Source organism: Streptomyces sp. NPDC031274 (assembly GCF_055570235.1).
In genome coordinates this window covers 203436-221486 of sequence record NZ_JBVIHP010000017.1, presented here as the reverse complement: position 1 = coordinate 221486, position 18051 = coordinate 203436, and the positions used below count along the sequence as shown (strand labels likewise).

The 18051-nt window shown below is 68.8% G+C and carries 16 protein-coding genes and 2 pseudogenes; 11 read left to right on the top strand and 7 right to left on the bottom strand.

What is annotated here, in order from left to right:
* Positions 1-140: 140 nt before the first annotated feature.
* Positions 141-404 (bottom strand): GlsB/YeaQ/YmgE family stress response membrane protein, encoded by a 264-nt coding sequence (locus ACZ5CR_RS26660; RefSeq protein WP_468861732.1) that lies wholly within the window; start codon positions 402-404, stop codon positions 141-143.
* A gap of 521 nt (positions 405-925) precedes the next feature.
* Here ACZ5CR_RS26660 and ACZ5CR_RS26655 point away from each other — a divergent pair.
* Positions 926-1279 (top strand): annotated as a pseudogene (locus ACZ5CR_RS26655) (transposase); the annotation flags it as partial.
* A 162-nt stretch (positions 1280-1441) separates the two neighbouring features.
* Positions 1442-1867: a hypothetical protein gene (locus ACZ5CR_RS26650; protein WP_468861730.1), complete on the top strand. Its 426-nt coding sequence runs from the start codon at positions 1442-1444 to the stop codon at positions 1865-1867.
* A 199-nt stretch (positions 1868-2066) separates the two neighbouring features.
* On the opposite strand, the gene ACZ5CR_RS26645 is transcribed toward ACZ5CR_RS26650, so the two are convergent.
* Positions 2067-2645 (bottom strand): TetR/AcrR family transcriptional regulator, encoded by a 579-nt coding sequence (locus ACZ5CR_RS26645; protein WP_468861728.1) that lies wholly within the window; start codon positions 2643-2645, stop codon positions 2067-2069.
* 85 nt (positions 2646-2730) lie between these two features.
* Between ACZ5CR_RS26645 and ACZ5CR_RS26640 the strand changes: the two genes are divergently transcribed.
* From ACZ5CR_RS26640 to ACZ5CR_RS26630, 3 genes are all read left to right on the top strand, one after another.
* Entirely contained in the window at positions 2731-3612 is an 882-nt protein-coding gene (locus ACZ5CR_RS26640; protein ID WP_468861726.1) for an SDR family oxidoreductase, read from the top strand.
* Positions 3613-4608: an SDR family oxidoreductase gene (locus ACZ5CR_RS26635; RefSeq protein WP_468861724.1), complete on the top strand. Its 996-nt coding sequence runs from the start codon at positions 3613-3615 to the stop codon at positions 4606-4608.
* 833 nt (positions 4609-5441) lie between these two features.
* The gene (locus tag ACZ5CR_RS26630; RefSeq protein WP_468861722.1) at positions 5442-6179 is read left to right on the top strand and encodes a D-Ala-D-Ala carboxypeptidase family metallohydrolase; all 738 of its coding nucleotides are present in this window, start codon (positions 5442-5444) and stop codon (positions 6177-6179) included.
* A 431-nt stretch (positions 6180-6610) separates the two neighbouring features.
* On the opposite strand, the gene ACZ5CR_RS26625 is transcribed toward ACZ5CR_RS26630, so the two are convergent.
* The gene (locus ACZ5CR_RS26625; RefSeq protein ID WP_468861719.1) at positions 6611-7576 is read right to left on the bottom strand and encodes a LysR family transcriptional regulator; all 966 of its coding nucleotides are present in this window, start codon (positions 7574-7576) and stop codon (positions 6611-6613) included.
* Between the two features lie 92 nt (positions 7577-7668).
* Here ACZ5CR_RS26625 and ACZ5CR_RS26620 point away from each other — a divergent pair, with 92 nt between their 5' ends.
* The 3 genes from ACZ5CR_RS26620 to ACZ5CR_RS26610 all read left to right on the top strand — a co-directional run bounded on the left by ACZ5CR_RS26620 (position 7669) and on the right by ACZ5CR_RS26610 (position 11654).
* Entirely contained in the window at positions 7669-8514 is an 846-nt protein-coding gene (locus tag ACZ5CR_RS26620) for an alpha/beta hydrolase (RefSeq protein WP_468861717.1), read from the top strand.
* On the top strand, positions 8511-9920 hold the full coding sequence (locus tag ACZ5CR_RS26615) for an MFS transporter (protein WP_468861715.1): 1410 nt from the start codon (positions 8511-8513) through the stop codon (positions 9918-9920). The genes ACZ5CR_RS26620 and ACZ5CR_RS26615 overlap by 4 nt, the downstream gene beginning before the upstream one ends.
* A gap of 516 nt (positions 9921-10436) precedes the next feature.
* A complete protein-coding gene (locus tag ACZ5CR_RS26610; protein WP_468861769.1) occupies positions 10437-11654 on the top strand; it encodes a CoA transferase in 1218 nt (405 codons plus the stop codon).
* A 62-nt stretch (positions 11655-11716) separates the two neighbouring features.
* Here ACZ5CR_RS26610 and ACZ5CR_RS26605 read toward each other — a convergent pair whose 3' ends face one another.
* Genes ACZ5CR_RS26605 through ACZ5CR_RS26595 form a run of 3 tightly spaced genes read right to left on the bottom strand, consistent with a single transcriptional unit; the run spans position 11717 to position 12783 of the window.
* Entirely contained in the window at positions 11717-11833 is a 117-nt protein-coding gene (locus ACZ5CR_RS26605; RefSeq protein WP_468861767.1) for a hypothetical protein, read from the bottom strand.
* Positions 11800-12183 (bottom strand): pentapeptide repeat-containing protein, encoded by a 384-nt coding sequence (locus ACZ5CR_RS26600; RefSeq protein WP_468861712.1) that lies wholly within the window; start codon positions 12181-12183, stop codon positions 11800-11802. Before ACZ5CR_RS26600 ends, ACZ5CR_RS26605 begins: the two co-directional genes overlap by 34 nt.
* A gap of 45 nt (positions 12184-12228) precedes the next feature.
* Complete coding sequence (locus ACZ5CR_RS26595) at positions 12229-12783, bottom strand: hypothetical protein (RefSeq protein WP_468861710.1); 555 nt, start codon at positions 12781-12783, stop codon at positions 12229-12231.
* 62 nt (positions 12784-12845) lie between these two features.
* On the opposite strand from ACZ5CR_RS26595, the pseudogene ACZ5CR_RS26590 reads away from it, so the two are divergent.
* Positions 12846-14116 (top strand): annotated as a pseudogene (locus ACZ5CR_RS26590) (IS701 family transposase).
* A 250-nt stretch (positions 14117-14366) separates the two neighbouring features.
* Here ACZ5CR_RS26590 and ACZ5CR_RS26585 read toward each other — a convergent pair.
* Complete coding sequence (locus tag ACZ5CR_RS26585; protein WP_468861707.1) at positions 14367-15332, bottom strand: LysR family transcriptional regulator; 966 nt, start codon at positions 15330-15332, stop codon at positions 14367-14369.
* Between the two features lie 128 nt (positions 15333-15460).
* Between ACZ5CR_RS26585 and ACZ5CR_RS26580 the strand changes: the two genes are divergently transcribed.
* Both ACZ5CR_RS26580 and ACZ5CR_RS26575 read left to right on the top strand, forming a co-directional pair.
* Positions 15461-16570 (top strand): PrpF domain-containing protein, encoded by a 1110-nt coding sequence (locus ACZ5CR_RS26580; protein ID WP_468861705.1) that lies wholly within the window; start codon positions 15461-15463, stop codon positions 16568-16570.
* 86 nt (positions 16571-16656) lie between these two features.
* Complete coding sequence (locus tag ACZ5CR_RS26575) at positions 16657-17913, top strand: SLC13 family permease (protein WP_468861702.1); 1257 nt, start codon at positions 16657-16659, stop codon at positions 17911-17913.
* The last annotated feature ends 138 nt before the right edge of the window (positions 17914-18051 follow it).

Here is an 18051-nt window from a genome sequence, read left to right as displayed (position 1 = left end):
GGCTGGGCGGCGGGTCGTCCGCCGACTCCTATGCGGTCCACATCGTGCGGTGCAAGGACCGGCCCGCCAGCAGAATCAGCGGCGCGACGCATCCGGCGACATGGAGCAAGACGCCGCCGGATTCAGCGACTGCCTCGGGCTCAGCGACGCCCCTTCAAGCGCTCCACTCCCCCGACACCGAGGGCGGCGAGGCCGATCTGGATGGCCAGCTCGATCCAGTCGATGCCCTTGGTGTCGGCAACATCAAAGACACCGGCAATGCCCGTGCCGATGAGTGCGGCGGCGATACCGACCAGGATCGTCCACCAGATACCGATGCGCTGTCGGCCAGGGATGACCAGGCGGCCCAACACGCCGATCACAATGCCGATGACGATCGCGGTGAAAATGCCGGAGATCTCCATGCCTGCCTGCCTCTCGTCGACCCGAAGCTTCTACACAGCTGTCGAATTACGTGTGCCCCGGCATGGGGACCGCAGTCTACTCGGCGCCGGTCGAATAGGGCGCGCTGCGGTGCGCGAGACACTCCTCCAGTTCGTGAACGGCCTTGCGCGCCGCGGCGATCCGGGTAGGCACGTTCGGGCGGTTCCGGCAGGGCTTCCGGCCCCTCACGCCCCTCCAGAAGTTCTCCACAACCCGCGACAGATCGCAGCGACGGCCCAACACCACGGTCGCTCCCAGGCGAGGGCAAGTTCGAACCGAGGCTCCTGCCGGTAACTGAGTGTTTGGCACTGTTTCACGCCGATGCGTTGCGATTTGGTGGCCCTGGCGTGGTGAGGTGGGAGGGGCCGGTGGGCAACTGGATTGCAGTGTGCCGGAAGAGGGATGTTTCGTTCCGGCACCTCCTGTCTCATCCCAACTCGACCATGCTCCTCGACCTTTGCCCCCCCTGGCCGGGCCGCTCGCCGCGCGGTACATCGAAAACATGACCCCGCGCAACGGCTACCCCAGCGATCTGTCCGACGAGCGCTGGGAGCTGATCGAACCCACCCTCACCGCCTGGCGGACCCGGCGCCGCCGTGACGCCCTGCACATCGGCCGCTCGCCCGAACACAACCTGCGGCAGATCATGAACGCGATCCTGTACGTGGACCGCACCGGGACCCCTTGGCGCTCCTTGCCCCACGACTTCGCCCCGTGGGCCACGGTCTACGGCTACTTCACCAAGTGGCAGCAAGACGGAATCTTCGAGCAGCTCACCGGGCTGCTGCGGCGTCTCCTCCGCGAGGCCGAGGGCCGCAACCGGGAACCATCCGCCTGCGTACTGGACTCCCAGACCAGTGGAGCAGGTGAACGGGATCATGATGCTGCACCGCAGGCTCGTACGTGACTACGAGCACCGGCCCGCTTCGGCCGAGTCGAGGGTGTACTCGGCCATAAGCGACCGGATGGCCCGGATCCGGATACTGACCGCGACCTCCACCCCGACCTGGCGCGGCGCATGAGCGACGGCGAGCTCACCCTGGGGGCGGTTCTGGCGCATCTGGAGGAGCGGGAGCCTGAGATCGCCGCGCAGCAGGCCGAAGCGACCCGGGGACGCATCGCGGAACTGACGGCGCAGGTTGAGGAGTTCGACCGGGGAGCCGAGGAGCTCCGGATCACCCGCAAGACCCTGCTCGCGCTGCCCGATCCGCCGACGCCGACTCCGACGGCCACGAAGCTGCCGGACCATCCGGCCTACCAGCAGATCATGGCGGTGCATGCTGCGGCTGACGCTCCGCTGCGGGCACGGCAGGTGTGCGAGGCGATGGACATGGAGATCGCGCCCAACAACATCAACAACACCCGCCTGCAACGCAAGCGACTGACCGAGCGCGGCATCCTGGTCGAAACCGAGCAGGGATTGTTCGCCCGGCCGCGGCCGTAGCCGCCCGGCGACCCCCGGACCAGCCTGCCTACCCCAGCCGACAAGGCAATACGAATATGCACCCACATACCGGCCCTCTGAGTCTGAGGCAGCGGCGAGGTCGGCAGGGTGTTGGCAAGTCACTTTCCGTGGATTTCGGCCACGGTGACGAGTGATAGGTAGATGCGCAAGCAGCCGATGAGCGGGTGAGGTTGTCCGGTCAGCCCAGCGATGCGCTCGCCGCACGCAGCTCGTCCAGGGCCGCCAGGATGTACCCGGCGAGCTCGTCCTTGGCATCACGGTCGCCCTCGGACCATTCGGCGAAGCCCCGTTTGAAGGCGAGGAGGCCCAGCTCACTCGCGAGAGCCGCAGTCGGATCGGGCACACCGCGGGCGACCAGGGCGGTTGTCACCGCGGCCGCGAGGCTGACGCTCTTGAGGGCGTCACGCTCTTGAAGTTCGGTGCTGGCGGCAACGGCCGCCTTCAGGCGAGGGGCGAGTTCCCGACTCGCGGGGCCCATCGCGCTCGATGCGCGCTCGAGGCCGGCAGCGACCGCCTCGAGCGGGCTGGCGTTACCGGGCGCCTCGGCGACCCCCTCGGTCAGCAGCCGGCTCAGCGTCTCCTGCCCGGCCACCAGCAGCTCGCGCTTATCGGGGAAGTGCCGGAAGAAGGTGCTTTTGGTTACTCCGGCACGCTCGGCGATCTGCGCGACCGTCGTGGCGTCGTACCCCTGCTCGGTGAACAGGTCGACGGCAGCCACGACGAGACGTTCGCGCGCCCCTGGTTCCCACCTACCCATGGGCCCATCATACGTGATGGGACTCTTGTCCCGTCACCCTGCTAGAGTGACGGGACAAGAGTCCCATCACTTCCGGGAGAGTTCCATGCGCGTCTTTGTCACCGGTGGTACCGGTCTGATCGGTTCCGCCGTCGTCGCCGAACTGCTCGGCAACGACCACACCGTCCTCGCCCTGGCCCGCTCCGACGCGTCCGCACTGGCCGCCGAGGCGGCCGGCGCCGAGCCGCTCCGGGGAGGTCTCACCGATCTGGACATCCTTCGGGCCGGCGTCGCTCAGGCCGACGGGGTGATCCACCTGGCATTCGGCAACGACTTCAGCAGCCCCGACGCCCTGGCAAAGGCGGTCGCCGAGGAAAGTGCCGCCCTCGCGGCCCTCGGCGAGGAACTCGTCGGCAGCGACCGCCCCTTCGTCACCGTCTCGGGTACGCCCGATGTGACGGGCCGCGCCTCCACCGAGGCCGACCCCGTGTCGACCGACGGGCCGGTCGGTGGTCGCGGTCGCGCGGTCACGGCGGTCCTGGACTTGGCCTCGCGCGGGGTCCGGAGCACGGGCGTACGTTTGCCGCGCACGGTTCACAACCAGGGCGCGGGCGGGTTCGCCGGTTTGCTGACCCACATCGCACGCCAGACCGGAGTGTCCGGCTACCCGGGCGACGGCGCACAGCGTTGGCCGGCCGTGCACGCGCTCGACGCGGCAGTCCTCTTCCGGCTCGCCCTGGAGCAGGCGGAAGCCGGTACCGCCTGGCATGCCGTGAACGATGAGGGAGACAGGGTGCGTGACATCGCTGCGGTCATCGGCCGACGTCTTGGCCTGCCGGTCGAGTCGGTGCCATCGGAGACCTACGGCCCTCTCGGCCCGATCTTCGCGACCGACCAGCCCTCGTCCAGCGCCCACACCCGGCGGACTCTCGGCTGGGAGCCGAAGCACCCGCGCCTTCTGGAGGACCTGGAGAACATCCAGCCCTGAATGGCAGCCATCCCGCGCTGTCGACATACCGGTGCCGAAAGTGGATTTCCACTGGAAACACACACGTTATGCGGCAATTCATATCTACAAACAACAGGAGATCCCGTCATGGTGGTAGTTGTCTTCGGCGCTCGCGGAAACGTGGGCCGACACGTGACTGACGGCCTGCTGGCCGCCGGCGAACACGTCAGAGCAGTCAGCAGAACCCCAGCCGCAGGCCGGACGCCCGGGTTGGAAGCTGTCGCCGCCGACCTGGAGCGCCCCGAGACGCTGCCCGCAGCGCTGGACGGTGCCGACAAGGTGTTCCTCTACGGAATGCTCAACCCCCAGCAGCCCTACGACATCGAGAAGGTCGCCGAGACGGCCGCAGCCGCGGGGATCCGGCAGGTGGTTCTGCTTTCGTCGGTGTCGGTCCTGGACCCCGATGCCGACCACCCGGTCCCCCGCCTGAATCGCACGATCGAGCAGGCCATCCAACGGTCCGGTATGGACTGGACGTTCCTCAGGCCGGGGACATTCGCCACCAACACCCGCACCTGGTGGGCCGAATCAATCCGCACCGACAACGTTGTCCGTCTTCCCTATCCGCTCGCGCAGTCGGCGCCGGTACACGAGAAGGACATCGCGGCGCTTGCGGTCACCGCTCTGACCGAACCGGGCCACTCGCACCAGACCTACACCATCTACGGGGCCGAGTCCCTGACCCTGCAACGCCAGGTCGAGCACATCGGCAAGGCCATCGACCGCCCCATCCGGATTGAACACATCTCCGACAAGCAGGCTCGCGCGGAAGTCGGCAGAACAATGCATCCGCTCGTGGCCGAGGCGATCGTGAGTCAGTGGGCCGCCGCCAACGGCGTCCCGGCCCTGACCTCCGCCATCGTCGAAAAAATCACCGGCGCGCCAGCACATACCTACGCCCAATGGGCCGTCGACCACGCCAACGACTTCCACGGCTCTCGGCCAGGCCTGCAACCTCACGACATCGAGCGGTGACAAATCCCCAACAATCCCACAAAGACTGCTCAACACCTGAAAGGCGCATAGCCGAACCCATTTCCCTCTCAGCTAGAAACAACTACTCAACCCGGTCAAGGGCATCTGGTCCATTACTGCGACGCACCACCACCGCCAACCGGGCATTTGCCGACCCCGACGACCTGATCACCGCCGCCCGACCCGACCCACGCCGGCTCCAGTACCGCCACGACGCTCTCGACGGCTGCCTCACCGGAACCGGCACTGGCCTCGCACCCGCCCGACAATGGCGCGGCATCACGCTTTGAAGGTCAGTAACCCGTTGTTGGCTGCTTAAGCAACTCCCCCGGTGCGGTGATTGCAATTGCTGTACCGGGGGAAGGTTTCAGATCACTCGCACTCACCCATGACGGCTAGGGCATGCTGGGCGGCTTTCCACTTAACCCACTCGTTCACAGGTATGTGCGCGGCGCGAGGATCGTCCTTGACTGAGCCCTTAATGGGCTTTCCGTCGCCTCCAATGACCTTCCCGCCCGAGTTGATTACTACGTGATCGACTTGCTGGTACGGCTGTGGATTACCGCTTTCTCCCATATCGATTCGGACGTCGCTGAAGGGCTTGATGCACGGGGGGGCCTCGATTCGATCGGGTTGTCTGGCGTCATGACAGTCGGCGCGGGCCGCGCTACTGCCGGAGGGATGAGGTATCCCTCCGGCAGTAGCCTGACGGGCACCGTCATTGGGCCGACAAATGACGGACGTGCACATCCCGTTGACGTGAGCCGGCCGTCCCGCCACGCTCGGGACGCACGTGCGCATCCCCCGCCCCCCGCCACTCATGGAGTGCTCTGATGCCTGGACGCACCGCACGGCTCGCCCTGTCACTTGTCATGCTCATAGCCGCCACTCTGGGCGGTGTCGTGGCCTCCGCCGGTACTGCTCAGGCCGACGGCTGCTACACGTGGTCACGCAACCTGTCCCAAGGTGCCTCAGGTGCCGACGTGACGCAGTTGCAGATCCGGGTGGCCGGTCACGCCGGCAGCGGCGGCGTGATCGCCGTCGACGGCGCCTACGGACCGGCGACAACTGCCGCAGTCAAACGATTCCAAGCGGCCTACGGGCTGGCCGCCGACGGCATCGCCGGTCCGGCGACATTCAGCAAGATCTACGCCCTCCAGGACAACGACTGCACACCGATCCACTTCACCTATGCCGAACTCAACACCTGCAACTCCACGTGGGCGGGAGGCGCTGTCAGCGCAAGTATCGCGAAGTCGAACGCACTGCGCACCATGTGGAAACTCGAGGCATTGCGGCACGCGCTCGGTGACCAACCCATCCGAGTGACCAGCGGCTTTCGCTCGCATGCCTGCAACGATGCGGTCGGCGGGGCAGCCGGCAGCCGCCACCTCTACGGCGACGCGGCCGACCTCGGCGCGGGCCCGCACACCCTGTGCCGACTCGCCCAGCAGGCCCGCAGCCACGGCTTCAACGGCATCCTGGGCCCCGGCTACCCCGGCCACAGCGACCACACTCACGTCGATCACCGCCCAAGCCGCTTCTGGTCGGCGTCCAGCTGCGGCATCTGAAGACTCCGACAGGCCCCCCCCGACCCGCTCAGACGGCTCCTGTAAATCAACTCAAAGCCGCATACGACCAGTTCGCCGACAGCCCGGTACCGCCTCACGGGCGCTGCACCAGAGAACCGCCCCTTCGGCCTGCCAGAAGAAGGCTGACACGCCCTCGCCTCCGGCCGATGAGCACTCCCGCCGTGCCCACATGCTCCCGCCCTTCGACTGACGCCGCCTGCGGCCCGGGGCCGCCTTCCGTCGCACCATTGCATCCCTTCGGCCAGCCGCTTCTAGCCAGTCGGCAGATGCCCTGACGGCCAGGCCGCTCGTAGCGTCGAAGGCATGCGAAACATGAGACGCGCATTGCCAGCCGGTGGGGCTGTTGCGACACCGCCACGATCACGGCGATTGAACTGCCCGCCACCCACCACGCATCCGGCGAGGCGAAGTCAGGTAGGGGTCGAGTCACTGCCGCCTTCTTGTGGTCCGAGTGGGCCGAGCCGGTGGTCGAGCGCGGCGCCCACCTCGGGGCAGTTCTTGCGGATGACGTCGAGGAAGGCGTTCAGTGCCGGGGAACGGTCCCGGGCGCTGAAGGACAGGACCAGATCGGGCAGCGGCGTGCGCGGGGTCACCTCGCAGAACCACGTGCCCCGTCGTGGGGCCGTCAGCATGCGAGAGGGGCCCAGACCGACGCCCACCCCGCAGGCGGCGAGGCCGATGATGGTGTGGATGTCCCTCGCGACGGTCGCGCCGGAGAGCGCCGGGGAGTCCTTGCCCAGGAGGGTCCGCAGCCCGGCGGCGACGGCGGGCTCGTCCTCCCCCGGCGCAACGATCAGCGGCTGTTGCCGCAGCCGGTCCACGTCCACCGACGACTGACCCGCGTACGGGTGCGTGCTGCTCACGACCGCGACGAGGTGGTCGTGTCCGATCGGGACCGATATCAACTGCTCGGCCCCGACGCCTCCTGGTCGGCCGAGGCCGATCGCCACGTCCAGTTCGCCGGCGACGAGCGCGGCCGTGCTGCTCCTGGTCGCCATCTCGTGCAGTTCCAGCCGTACGTCGGGCCGTTCGCGCCCGAACCGGCCGAGGACGTCCGGCAGGGGTTCGAGCAGCGCCGAGGCAATGAACCCCAGGCGCAGCCGTCCCGTCTCGCCGCGCGCTGCCCTGGCCGCGTCGACCGAGGCCGCCGCGATCTCGTCGAGCGCCCTGCGCGCCCGGGAGAGGAAGGCCGCGCCCGCAGCCGTCGGAAACACCCCCTGGCGGGTGCGATCGAACAAGCGGGCGCCCACTTCCCGTTCGAGGTCGGCGATCTGCTTGGACAGCGGAGGCTGCGCGATGCCCAGCGCACGGGCCGCCCGGCCGAAGTGTGCGTGCTCTGCGAGGGTCAGTGCGTACCGCAGGTGCCGCGCCTCCATGTCAGCCTCCCGGCCATATCTCCTATGTATCGTCGGCCAGCTTGTCAGATCTTTCGCTGGATGCCCGGGGCCGGGTCACGTGGAATGCGGTCATGACTCATTCTTCCTCCACAGACACCGTCTTCGTCTTCGTGCACGGGGCCTGGCACGGCTCAGGGCAGTGGGCGGCGACGCAGCGCGCACTCGCCGCACTCGGTGCCGCGAGCATGGCCACCGATCTGCCAGGCCACGGCTTCGACGCACCACTGCCCAGCGGATACCTCAAGGCGGGCCAGCCGGGCCTGTTGACCGAGAAGTCCGCGCTCGCCACCGTGACGATGGACGACAGCGCCGAGGCCGTGCTGGACACGCTGCGCCAGGCCCGCCACCACCGTCGTGTCGTGCTCGTCGCGCACAGCGCGGGCGGCGGCCCCGCGTCACTGGCCGCCGAGCGCGCACCCGAACTCGTCAACGAGCTCGTCTACCTCTCAGCCTTCGTACCCGCCGGACGGCCGCGGTTCTTCGACTACCTCGGCTCACCCGAGAACGCCACGGCACGGGGCCAGAGTCTGAACCTCGGCGACCCCGGGGAACTGGGCGCCGTGCGGATCAACCCGCTCTCGCAGGACCCCGCCTACGTCGAGGAACTGCGGCAGACTCACTACCACGACACCGCTCCGGACCGCTTCGACCGCTGGCGCTCGGCGCTGAGCCCCGATCTGCCGCTGGCGATCCCCACCACCCCGGTCATCGTGACTCCACAACGATGGGGGCGCATCCCGCGGACCTTCCTGCGCTGCGCGGACGACCGGGCGCTGCCGACGGCGGTGCAGGATCTGATGATCGCGGAAGCCGACCGGGCCATGCCCGGCAACCCGTTCACCGTGCGCACCCTCCCGGGCAGCCACAGCCCGTTCGCCGCCCGGCCCCATGAGCTCGCCTCGGCTCTGCTGCCGTGAACAATGGACGCCTCGTGCTGCCGGTGGTGCTCAGCGCCACGTTCGTGCAGCTCCTCAACGTCACTGTCGCCCAGGTGGCTGCGCCGGCGATACAGGCCGGTCTGGGCGCCGGTCCGGGCGCCGTGCAACTGGTCCTCGCCGGATACACCCTGACGTACGCGTGCCTACTCATCCCCGCCGCACGGCTCGGCGACCGGTACGGCTACCGCCGCCTGTTCGTCGCGGGCACCGTGGTCTTCACCGCGGGCTCGGTGGCCGGCGCGTGCGCCCCCGACGCCGCATCACTGATCACGGCCCGGCTGGTGCAGGGCGCAGGCAGCGGCCTGGTCGCCCCCCAGGTCCTCTCGCTCATCCAGGCCGCCACCCCCGCGACACGCCGACCGCGCGCCCTCGGCCTGTACGGCGCCACCATGGCCGTCGCGTCATTGGCCGGGCCGCTGATCGGCGGCCTCGTACTCAGTGCCGATCTCTTCGGCCTCGGTTGGCGGCCGGTGATGCTCCTCACCGTCCCGGTGGCGCTCGCCTCGCTGGCCGGAGCGACCGCGCTGCCCCGCACCCGCGGGGCGGACGGACTCCGCGTCGACAAGCTGGGTGCGTTGCTGGTCACCGTGGGAGCCGGCGCGCTGGTCCTGCCCCTGGCTCTGGGGCGGGAAGCAGGCTGGCCCTGGTGGACGTGGGCCGGATTCGCGGTGGCTGTTGCCGCCCTCGGCCACTTCGTCCGGAGCCTCCCGCACCGGCCTGACCCGCTGATCCATCCCGCGGTGCTGCGTGACCGGTCGGCGCGGAGCGGCACGTTGCTGGTGTTCGTGTTCAACACGGGCGTGCCCTCCTTCACCTACCTGCTCTTCCTCCACCTTCAGTCCGCCGTCGGGTACTCGGCTCTGGCGGCCGCGCTGACGTCAGCACCGTTCGCTGCCGCCGCCGTCGGCGGCAGCAGAGCCGCGCCCGCTCTCACCCGCCGGCACGGGCCGACGGTGCTCACCGTCGCGTCCCTGGTGCTGGCCGGGATGTGCCTGGCGCTGGCTCCGCTCGTCGGCTCGGCAGCGGGACGCCAGGCGGCAGTGCCCGTGCTGGCCGTCGGCGGAGCCGCGTTCGGCGCCTTCACCGCCTCGGTGTTCACCCTGGTCCTGGCCGAGGTGCACGGCCCCGCCGCCGGTTCGGTCTCCGGACTGCTGCCCACAGCACAGCAGCTCGGCGGATCCATCGGAGTGACCGCGGCCGGACTCGCCTACTACGCCCCCGCCGCCGATGCGGACACCGCGTTCCGGCACGCCATGCTCTACCAGGTCGCCGCCTTCACGATCACCGCGCTGATCAGCCTCCGACTCCGCGACCGGCCTGGCACCGAGCCCGTGCACGGCCATAGCAACCACAGGGAAGGGCACGTATGTAAGACGCGCAGCTGAGCTCCGACGGCGGCACCTTTCTGCCTTTTTTACTTGAAGGGACAAGCGGCGAGTGACATCAAAGACCATCGCGATCGATCATGCCGAGACGGGCACATGACTCCCCAAGACAGGCTATGGCCCACTTCCTGTGGCGCAGTCGCTGCGCGTGATGGAGAGCGCGTGACCTCCCACCACGGCTACTGAAACGGAAGATCGACTGTCACACTGCGCACGCGACCACACGAAGTGGACCAGAGCCTGGGAGGGTTCTGGATCAATTCCTGCGGTCGATTACGTATCGTGATCCTTCAGGGCGCCGGCCAAAGTGAGGGCAGAACCACAACGGCCCGTCGGCAGCGTCACCCTGGGTTGCACAATGAGCGGATGACGTACACCGAGGATGGGGCCACCACGCACGCCTGGGCGGCTCTGGGGGGCCGACGCCAACTGGTCCCGAGCGTGTCCTTCGAAGGGGCGGGCGCTGTCCTGCCGTCGCGTTTGCCGGTGAGGGAACTGGCGCGTGCCTGCGTGGGAGTGTCCTCACTGGCAGCGGCAGAACTGCTGGCGCTGCGCAACCGTGTGCCGGTGCCCGCGGTGCGGGTGAACGAGGCGGCGGTGGCCACCGCGTTCGTCAGCGAACGTCACCTGCGGATCGACGGCCGGGCCCCGACGTCCTTTGCTCCGCTGTCCGGGTTCTGGCAGACGGCCGACGGATGGGTGCGCACCCACGCCAACTACCCGCACCACCGAGCCCGGCTGCTCAGCGCCCTGGGTATTGCGGACACGGGACATGACCAGGCGCTGGTGGGCATGCTCTCGAAGGAACTGGTATCGCGTCCGGCACGGGAGGTCCAGGAGACCGTCTACGCGGCAGGCGGCCTGGCCGTGGCTGTGGCTTCCGCAGCCGCTGGAGCCGGACCTGCTCTGGTCGAGACTCGGAGTGTGGGTCAGAGCAGCCCCCGGCTGCTGGCACCCGCACCCGTACCGGCCCAAGGGATGCGGGTCCTGGACCTGACCCGCGTCATCGCCGGCCCCGTCGCCACACGCACACTGGCGCTGCTGGGCGCCGACGTGCTGCGCGTCGACGCCCCGCAGCTCCCCGAGGACGCGGATGCCCACGCCGACACCGGCGTGGGCAAACGCTCCACCCTGCTGGATCTCGCCAGCCCTGGCGACCGGCACACCTTCGAGGGTCTTCTCAGCCAGGCAGACGTCGTGGTGACCGGCTACCGCCCCGGCGCCCTGGACCGGCACGGACTGGCCCCCGACGCGCTCCTGGCCCGGCATCCCGACCTGATCGTCGCCCAACTGTGCGCCTGGGGCTGGTCCGGCCCCTGGGCCGAGCGCCGCGGCTTCGACAGCCTGGTCCAAGCCGGTACCGGTATCGCCGCAATCGAGGCCACGGCCGACGGCCGCCCCGGTGTACTGCCCGCGCAGGCGCTGGACCACGGAACCGGGTACTTGCTCGCCGCCGCCGTCCTACGTGCACTGAGCGACCGACAGGCCACCGGCGGCGGGCGGCATCTTCGCGTCTCCCTGGCCGGCACGGCCTCCTGGCTGCTGCGCGGCATCCCCGCCACCTCCGCCCAGGGCGAAGCCGACCTCTACGACCCCGGATCCTGGCTCACGGAGACCGAATCGCCCTACGGTCTGCTGCGCCATGCCCTGCCCCCGGTCCACTACGACAGCGCACCCCCGAACTGGAACCATGCGCCGACCCAGTGGGGCACCGATCTGCCAAACTGGGCCTGAATGGGAGCGAGGGTCACGGCCGAGCCGTTGTGGCTTTTGGTCTCGCCTTGGCTGGACCCCCTTCACGCCAGGAGGGCCCGTTTCCGGAGGAATGAGAAGCCAGCTCGGCCGTACATTTGACGCTTAATCATCAGGTCGGCCGTGCTCAAGTCGGAGCCACGCAAATCGGCCAGGCGCAGGTCAGCGCGGCGGAAGACAGTGCCGCCAGCGTCGGCCTGCGCAGGTTCGCCTCGCGCAGGTCGGCCTCGGTGAAGTCCGCGTCTCGCAAGTCCGTTTCAACCAGCCGGGCGCCCCGCACGTCGGCCAGAACGCAGCGGGCACGGCGCAGGATCGCCGTCTTGAGGTCGGCATGCCGCAGGTTGACTGAGACGAGAGACGCCTGCGTCAGGTTGGCGTGGTACGGGCCCGACGTCTCCATGCAGGACCGGTCGAGGTTGACCTCATGCGGCCACCGCCCGTCGCAGTCGGCCCGGCGCAGGTCCGTGACGCCGAGGTTGACCCAGGACTGCTCCCGGGGTTGCAGCAACAACACGCCGAGCCCGGTCCGCGCCACCTGGGCGTCGGCGGCGCGGACCTACAGCGGCACAACCTCGTTGATAGGCACGTCCGTCGCTGGAGCTTCCGGTCCGTCGGGCGGCCACGGCAGGTGTGTACGCAGGTAAGCGGCCTTGATGGAGATGACGGCCTCGCGGTCACGGACGGAGTGCTCCGCCATCCGCCACGGCGCGTGGAGTCCGCCGATGCGTGTTTCCAGCTTGTCACTGCCGAGCTGATCGACAGCTGTGCCGAACCGGTCGGTGATATGCCCCTCCTGCGTGGCGCGCAACCCATCCTGGCTGACGCGCAGTTGCCGCCAGGTGGCGAACGCACCGAACAGCACGACCATGGCGCCCACGGCCTGCAGAAGTGTCGTAGGGACGTCGTTCACCGCTTTCAGCCGGTCCTGCGCGGCGACGCTCGCCCCGGCAAGATCGTGGTCGACCACCACACCCGGCAGGACGACGAGCACCGCGCCCAGAACGGCCAGCCCCGCTGTCCCGGCTGGCACGACTGCGATCGCACGATGCTTGACCAGCCGGTCGCGCCACGGCCTGCGACCTCGGCCCGGATCCCCCATCTCCATGGGCATGGAAGCCTAGTAGGACTCCATTAGGTCTTTCCCTTTGTGCTGATCAAGAGCCTGTTGGAGGTGTGGACGCACATGAAGTGAACCGTGTCCGGGCGAAGTTGGCGTTCTTCGTTGCGGATGTGTTTGCCTCGATGCCGCGGAAGGACCAGCGGGCCAAGGGCGACTGCTATCTGCGGGGCCTGATGATGGACGGGCGCCGCAGATCCATCCAGGCCATGGCATCGCGGCTGGCGGACGGCAACGATCAGAACCTGCAGCAGTTCGTGAACCAGTCGACCTGGGATCCGCTGCCGATACAGCGGCGGATCGCTGAACGGATGCTGCCGCTGATCGCCCCGGAAGCGTGGGTAATCGACGATGTATCGGTGCCCAAGGACGGCCGGATGTCGGTCGCGGTGGCCCCGCAGTACTGCGGGGCTCTGGGCAAACGGGCGAACTGCCAGGTCGCGGTCAGCATGCACGCCGCGACCGACACAGCCTCCTGCCCCTTGCAGTGGCGGCTGTTCCTGCCCGAAGAGTGGGCCGCGGATGCCGGGCGAAGACCGGCATCCCGGCCGAGGTCACGCACCGGGAGAAATGGCGGCTGGCCCTGGACATGCTCGACACGCTGAGTTGGGGACTGACACCGCCGGTAGTGGTGGCCGATGCCGCCTATGGCACCAATGCCCGCCTGAGGGCTGCGCTGTCCGAGCGAGGGCTGGCCTATGTTCTGTCCGTCCGCACCGATATGACCGCCCAGCCGTTCGACGCGGAACCCGAGGCACCGCCCCGTGACGGAGCGGTGGGCTGCTGGCCCCAGCCTCGCTACCGCCATCCCGCCCTGTCGGTGGCCGCCCTGGCCGCCGGGCTTGGAGCGGCAGCCTTCACCCCTGTCACCTGGCGTCACGGGGTACGAGGGGAACTGCGTTCCCGGTTCACCGCCGTGCGGATCCGCCCGGCAGGCAAGGCCGTCGAGCGGCCCATCAAGGCCGCCGCCTCGGCCGGGCAGGGCTGGTGGGACGGGATCCTGCCCGACTGCTGGCTGCTGGTCGAATGGCCCGCGAACGCCGAGGCTCCCACCGACTACTGGCTGTCCAACCTGCCGGCCAACACTGCGATCGGCGACCTGGTCCGGCTGGCCAAGATCCGCTGGCGCATCGAGCACGACTACCGTGAACTCAAACACGGCCTGGGGCTGGATCACTTCGAGGGCCGTTCCTGGCCGGGCTGGCACCACCACGTCACGCTCGTGACCGCCGCCCATGCGTTCCTGACCGAACAACGCCTGGCCCCAAAAGCGCCCACACCGGTCTCACCCTCTACCAAGTCCTCGACACCCTCCAGGACACCCTGAGGTGCTGGACCGGTACCTGCACCACCTGTCATCAGCCCCTGCCCAGCAGGTCACACACAACACCACGACCGAGACAGACCTAACGGAGTCCTACTAGGCGCCGCTCAAAGAACGATCAAGGTGTACGACTTCGAGCGGCTGCGCTCAACTGTCACTGGCGCGACGGGCATCACCGGATGACGCAGGGCGTTGCCGGTTCTCATCGACATTCTCGAGCCCTGTGGTCGCTAATTGCTGCCTGAGCGGCGTGTCAGCGTTTTCGCACCGCACCCAGCTGCGAGCGGTCAAGGCCGGGGGCGGTGAACCCTCGCGCGACGGCGTGCAGGACGCGGGCCATCGTCTGGGCCGCGGGTGTGGCGGCGCGCTGGGCCGGCGTGGCCAGCAGGATGCGGCGGACCGGTGGGACGGCGTCGGGAGACTGGTCATGGGACAAGGGGAGAAGGCGTACGTCACTGCGCCGGTTGGTCAGGGCCAGTCGGGGCGCGAGAACCAGGCCGAGGCCGGCGGCAACCATCGCCTGCGCCTCCTGGTAGTCGTGAGAGGCGTAGGCGATGCGCGGTTCGAATCCCGCCTGGCGACAGGCACGCCGGAGCACGTCCGCGACCGGGTGGTTCTCGGCACGGATGATCCACTCCTGTTCCGCGAGGTCGGACAGTCGCACATGGTCGGAGGCGACCAGCGGCGAACTGGTCGGCACGACCAGCACCGTGGGATCTTCGAGGAGCGGTGTGAGGATCAACTGGTCGTCGTCGACGCGATTCCATTCGTAGTCCCACAGCAGTGACAGCTCCACCTCACCGGTGTGCAGCATTTCCCTCAGCTGGGCCAGCACACCGGCACGCACGACCGTGCGCACCTGCGGGTGGGCCCGGCGGAAACGGGTCAGGGCCAACGGAAGCAGCGAGGCACTGGCCGTCGGAAAGGATCCGAGAGTCACGACACCACGGTCCAGATGACCGAACGCCTCCAGGTCGGCTTCCGCTGCCTGGAGTTCACGGCGAATGGCACGGCCCCGCTCAGCGAGCGCGGTGCCGGCCGCGGTGGTGCGCACGCCGCGCGGCAGCCGCTCGATCAGCGGCTGTCCGGCCTCGCGCTCGAACAGGGACATCTGCTGGGAAGCGGCGGACGTGGTCATGGACAGCGCCTCGGCGGCAGCGGTGAGCGAGCCGCGCTCGGCGACCTCGGCGAGAAGCAGGAGTCGGCGGACATTGAGCATGCAGCGACTTTAGACCAGCTAAACCCTCCTCAAGAAACGAGACATTGTGCTCAAGCCAACGGCTCTGCGAGAGTCTGGCCGACGCAGCGGCCCCGCACCCGATGCGCTTGAGAGAAGGACGCTCTGACATGCACGTTCCCGCAACCCTCGTACGCGGTGGGACCAGCAAGTGCTGGCTCTTCCCCCAGGTGCACATGCCTGCCGACCGCGACCGGATCGAGCGCATCCTGGTCGACGCCTATGGCGCGGCGGACCCCGTTCAGCTCGACGGCATCGGTGGTGCCACCCCCACCACGTCCAAGGCGGCCGTGGTCGGCGCGAGCGCCCACGACGGCGTCGACATCGACTATCTCTTCGCCCAGGTCGGCATCGGGACCGGCACGGTCGAGTGGGGCAGCAACTGCGGCAACTGCGCGACGGCCATCGCCCTTTACGCGGTGACCGAGGGGCTGGTGCCGCTCAGGGACGAACGCACCCCCGTGGTCATGCGCAACATCAACACGGGCGCCGTCCTGGAAGCGGAGGTGGACACCCCGGGAGGCCGGGTTCAGGAGTTCGGGGACCGTACGGTCCCGGGCACGCTGGCCGGCGGCGTGCCGGTGGGGCTCGCTTTCCGTCACCCTTCGGGCGCCGCGACAGGTCGCCTGCTGCCGACCGGCTGCCCGGCTCAAGTACTGCCAGTCGGCCAGCAGTCGTTGACCGTGAGCATGGTGGACGCCGGTGCCCCGGTGGTCCTGGTGGACGCACTGCGCGCCCAGAGGACCGGAGCCGAGACGCTGGAGCAGATGCGCACGGAGGTGCCCTGGCTGCGTGCGGCCCGGCATACCGCCGCAGTCCGCATGGGCCTGGCCGACCCCGGGGCCGCACCCGGTGACGCGGTGCCCAAGGTCGGCCTCGTCGGCCCTCCCGTCGCCTACACCACCACCCTCGGCGAACACGTGGGCGCGCACGAGTACGACGTGTCCGTACGCATGCTGTCGATGAACTCCCCGCACCCGGCCATCGGCCTCACCTCCGCGGTCGCCGTTGCCGCCGCCAACCTCACCGCGGGCACCGTGGTGGCAGAGGCATCCACCGCCGCCGACCGCAGCATCCTGCGCATCGGCACCCCCGCAGGTGTGCTGTCCGTAGAGTCCTCGGGCACCGGACCGGACCGGGTCACCGTCGCCCGGGCCGCGCGTGTGCTGTGCCAGGCCCGCATCCTCGTACGCGATCCCGCACTGCCGGCCGCCGCCTGACCCCTGCCCCCCCCTGGCCCGGTGAGCCTCAGTCTTCGGGCCCTCTCCCCCGCCCCGCCCCCCCCTGCAGGACAAAGAGGACAATGATGTCTCCTGAGCTGGTATCCGTCGGCGCGCTGCTCGTCATGTTCGTCGTCGGCACCGTCCTGCCGATCAACATCGGCATCCTGGCCTTCGTCGCGTCGTTCGCAATCGGTACGACCGCACTGAACATGACGGAGGATCAGATATTCGAGGGCTTCCCCGTGGAGCTCTTCCTCACCATCGTCGGCGTCACCTACCTGTTCGCCGTGGCCCGCCGCAACGGCACGGTCGATCTTCTGGTCGCCGCCGGAGTCCGCATGGTGAGGGGCCGTACCTCCCTGATCCCCTGGGTGCTGTTCCTTCTGGCCGGTGTGCTGACGTCGCTGGGCACCTTCACCCCCGCCGCCGTGGCGATCCTGGTGCCCATCGCGATGAACTTCGCCTTCCGCTACGACATCAACCCGCTCATGACAGGAATGATGGTCATCAGCGGCGCCCACGCCGGAGCCTTCTCCCCCATGGCCGTCTCGGGGGCACTGGTACTCGGCATGGTCGAAGACACCGACCTGTCCGTCGCCCCTGCGACCCTCTTCTTCGCCAGCTTCGCCGTCAATCTCCTGCTGTCCGTGCTGACCTTCGCTGCCCTGCGGCGCCGCACGATGACGGCGGACCCGACCGCACGGCCCGAGCAGGAGGCGACCGACGGCGACGCGGCCACAGGGCGAGCCACCTGGCACCAGTGGGCCACCCTCGCCGCCCTGGCTGCCCTGGTGGTGTGTGCTCTCGGTTTCCAGATGCAGATCGGTGTCCTGGCCCTGGCCGCCGGAGCGCTGCTTGCCCTCCTGGACATGAAGCGTCAGGAGAAGGCGGTGGACGGCATCAGCTGGCACACCCTGCTGCTTGTCGGCGGCATGATGACCTACATCGCGATGCTGGAGCACGCCGGGATCATCGAGAAGATCTCCCAGCACGCGGCCGACTTCGGAGCCCCGCTCGTCGTAGCCCTCCTGCTCTGCTTCACGGTCGCCGTCACCTCCGCCTTCGCCTCCTCGACCGCGATCCTCACCGCGATCATCCCGATCGCCGTTCCGCTGCTGCTGTCCAGCCATCTCAGCTCGACGGGCCTGATAGCCGCCCTCGCCGTCTCCACCACGATCGTCGACGTCTCACCGTTCTCCACCAATGGAGCACTGGTGCTGAGCAACGCCCAGGGAGTGGAGCGGCGCGGCTTCTACCGCCAGGTCCTCGGCTACACCTGCGGCATCGTCGCCGCGGGGCCCGTGGTGGCCTGGGGTGCTCTCGTCCTGCCATGGTCCTGAAACCGGCGACCGGTCAACGAGCCACGACGAATGTCTGAAGCACCGCGTCCGGCGGTGCTTCAGACATTCGTCGTGGCCCCTTTGTGCTGTCGAGGGTCAACCTCTGGTGCTCGCCATGCTCGATATCTGTGTGGTCGA

Bases quoted from the DNA above. Each gene is read 5' to 3' on its own strand.
- ACZ5CR_RS26645 (WP_468861728.1), bottom strand. From the start codon at position 2,645: ATGGGTAGGTGGGAACCAGGGGCGCGCGAACGTCTCGTCGTGGCTGCC.
- ACZ5CR_RS26630 (WP_468861722.1), top strand. From the start codon at position 5,442: ATGCCTGGACGCACCGCACGGCTCGCCCTGTCACTTGTCATGCTCATA.
- ACZ5CR_RS26585 (WP_468861707.1), bottom strand. From the start codon at position 15,332: ATGCTCAATGTCCGCCGACTCCTGCTTCTCGCCGAGGTCGCCGAGCGC.
- ACZ5CR_RS26575 (WP_468861702.1), top strand. From the start codon at position 16,657: ATGTCTCCTGAGCTGGTATCCGTCGGCGCGCTGCTCGTCATGTTCGTC.
- ACZ5CR_RS26580 (WP_468861705.1), top strand. From the start codon at position 15,461: ATGCACGTTCCCGCAACCCTCGTACGCGGTGGGACCAGCAAGTGCTGG.
- ACZ5CR_RS26625 (WP_468861719.1), bottom strand. From the start codon at position 7,576: ATGGAGGCGCGGCACCTGCGGTACGCACTGACCCTCGCAGAGCACGCA.
- ACZ5CR_RS26595 (WP_468861710.1), bottom strand. From the start codon at position 12,783: ATGCCCATGGAGATGGGGGATCCGGGCCGAGGTCGCAGGCCGTGGCGC.
- ACZ5CR_RS26640 (WP_468861726.1), top strand. From the start codon at position 2,731: ATGCGCGTCTTTGTCACCGGTGGTACCGGTCTGATCGGTTCCGCCGTC.
- ACZ5CR_RS26650 (WP_468861730.1), top strand. From the start codon at position 1,442: ATGAGCGACGGCGAGCTCACCCTGGGGGCGGTTCTGGCGCATCTGGAG.
- ACZ5CR_RS26635 (WP_468861724.1), top strand. From the start codon at position 3,613: ATGGCAGCCATCCCGCGCTGTCGACATACCGGTGCCGAAAGTGGATTT.
- ACZ5CR_RS26660 (WP_468861732.1), bottom strand. From the start codon at position 404: ATGGAGATCTCCGGCATTTTCACCGCGATCGTCATCGGCATTGTGATC.
- ACZ5CR_RS26620 (WP_468861717.1), top strand. From the start codon at position 7,669: ATGACTCATTCTTCCTCCACAGACACCGTCTTCGTCTTCGTGCACGGG.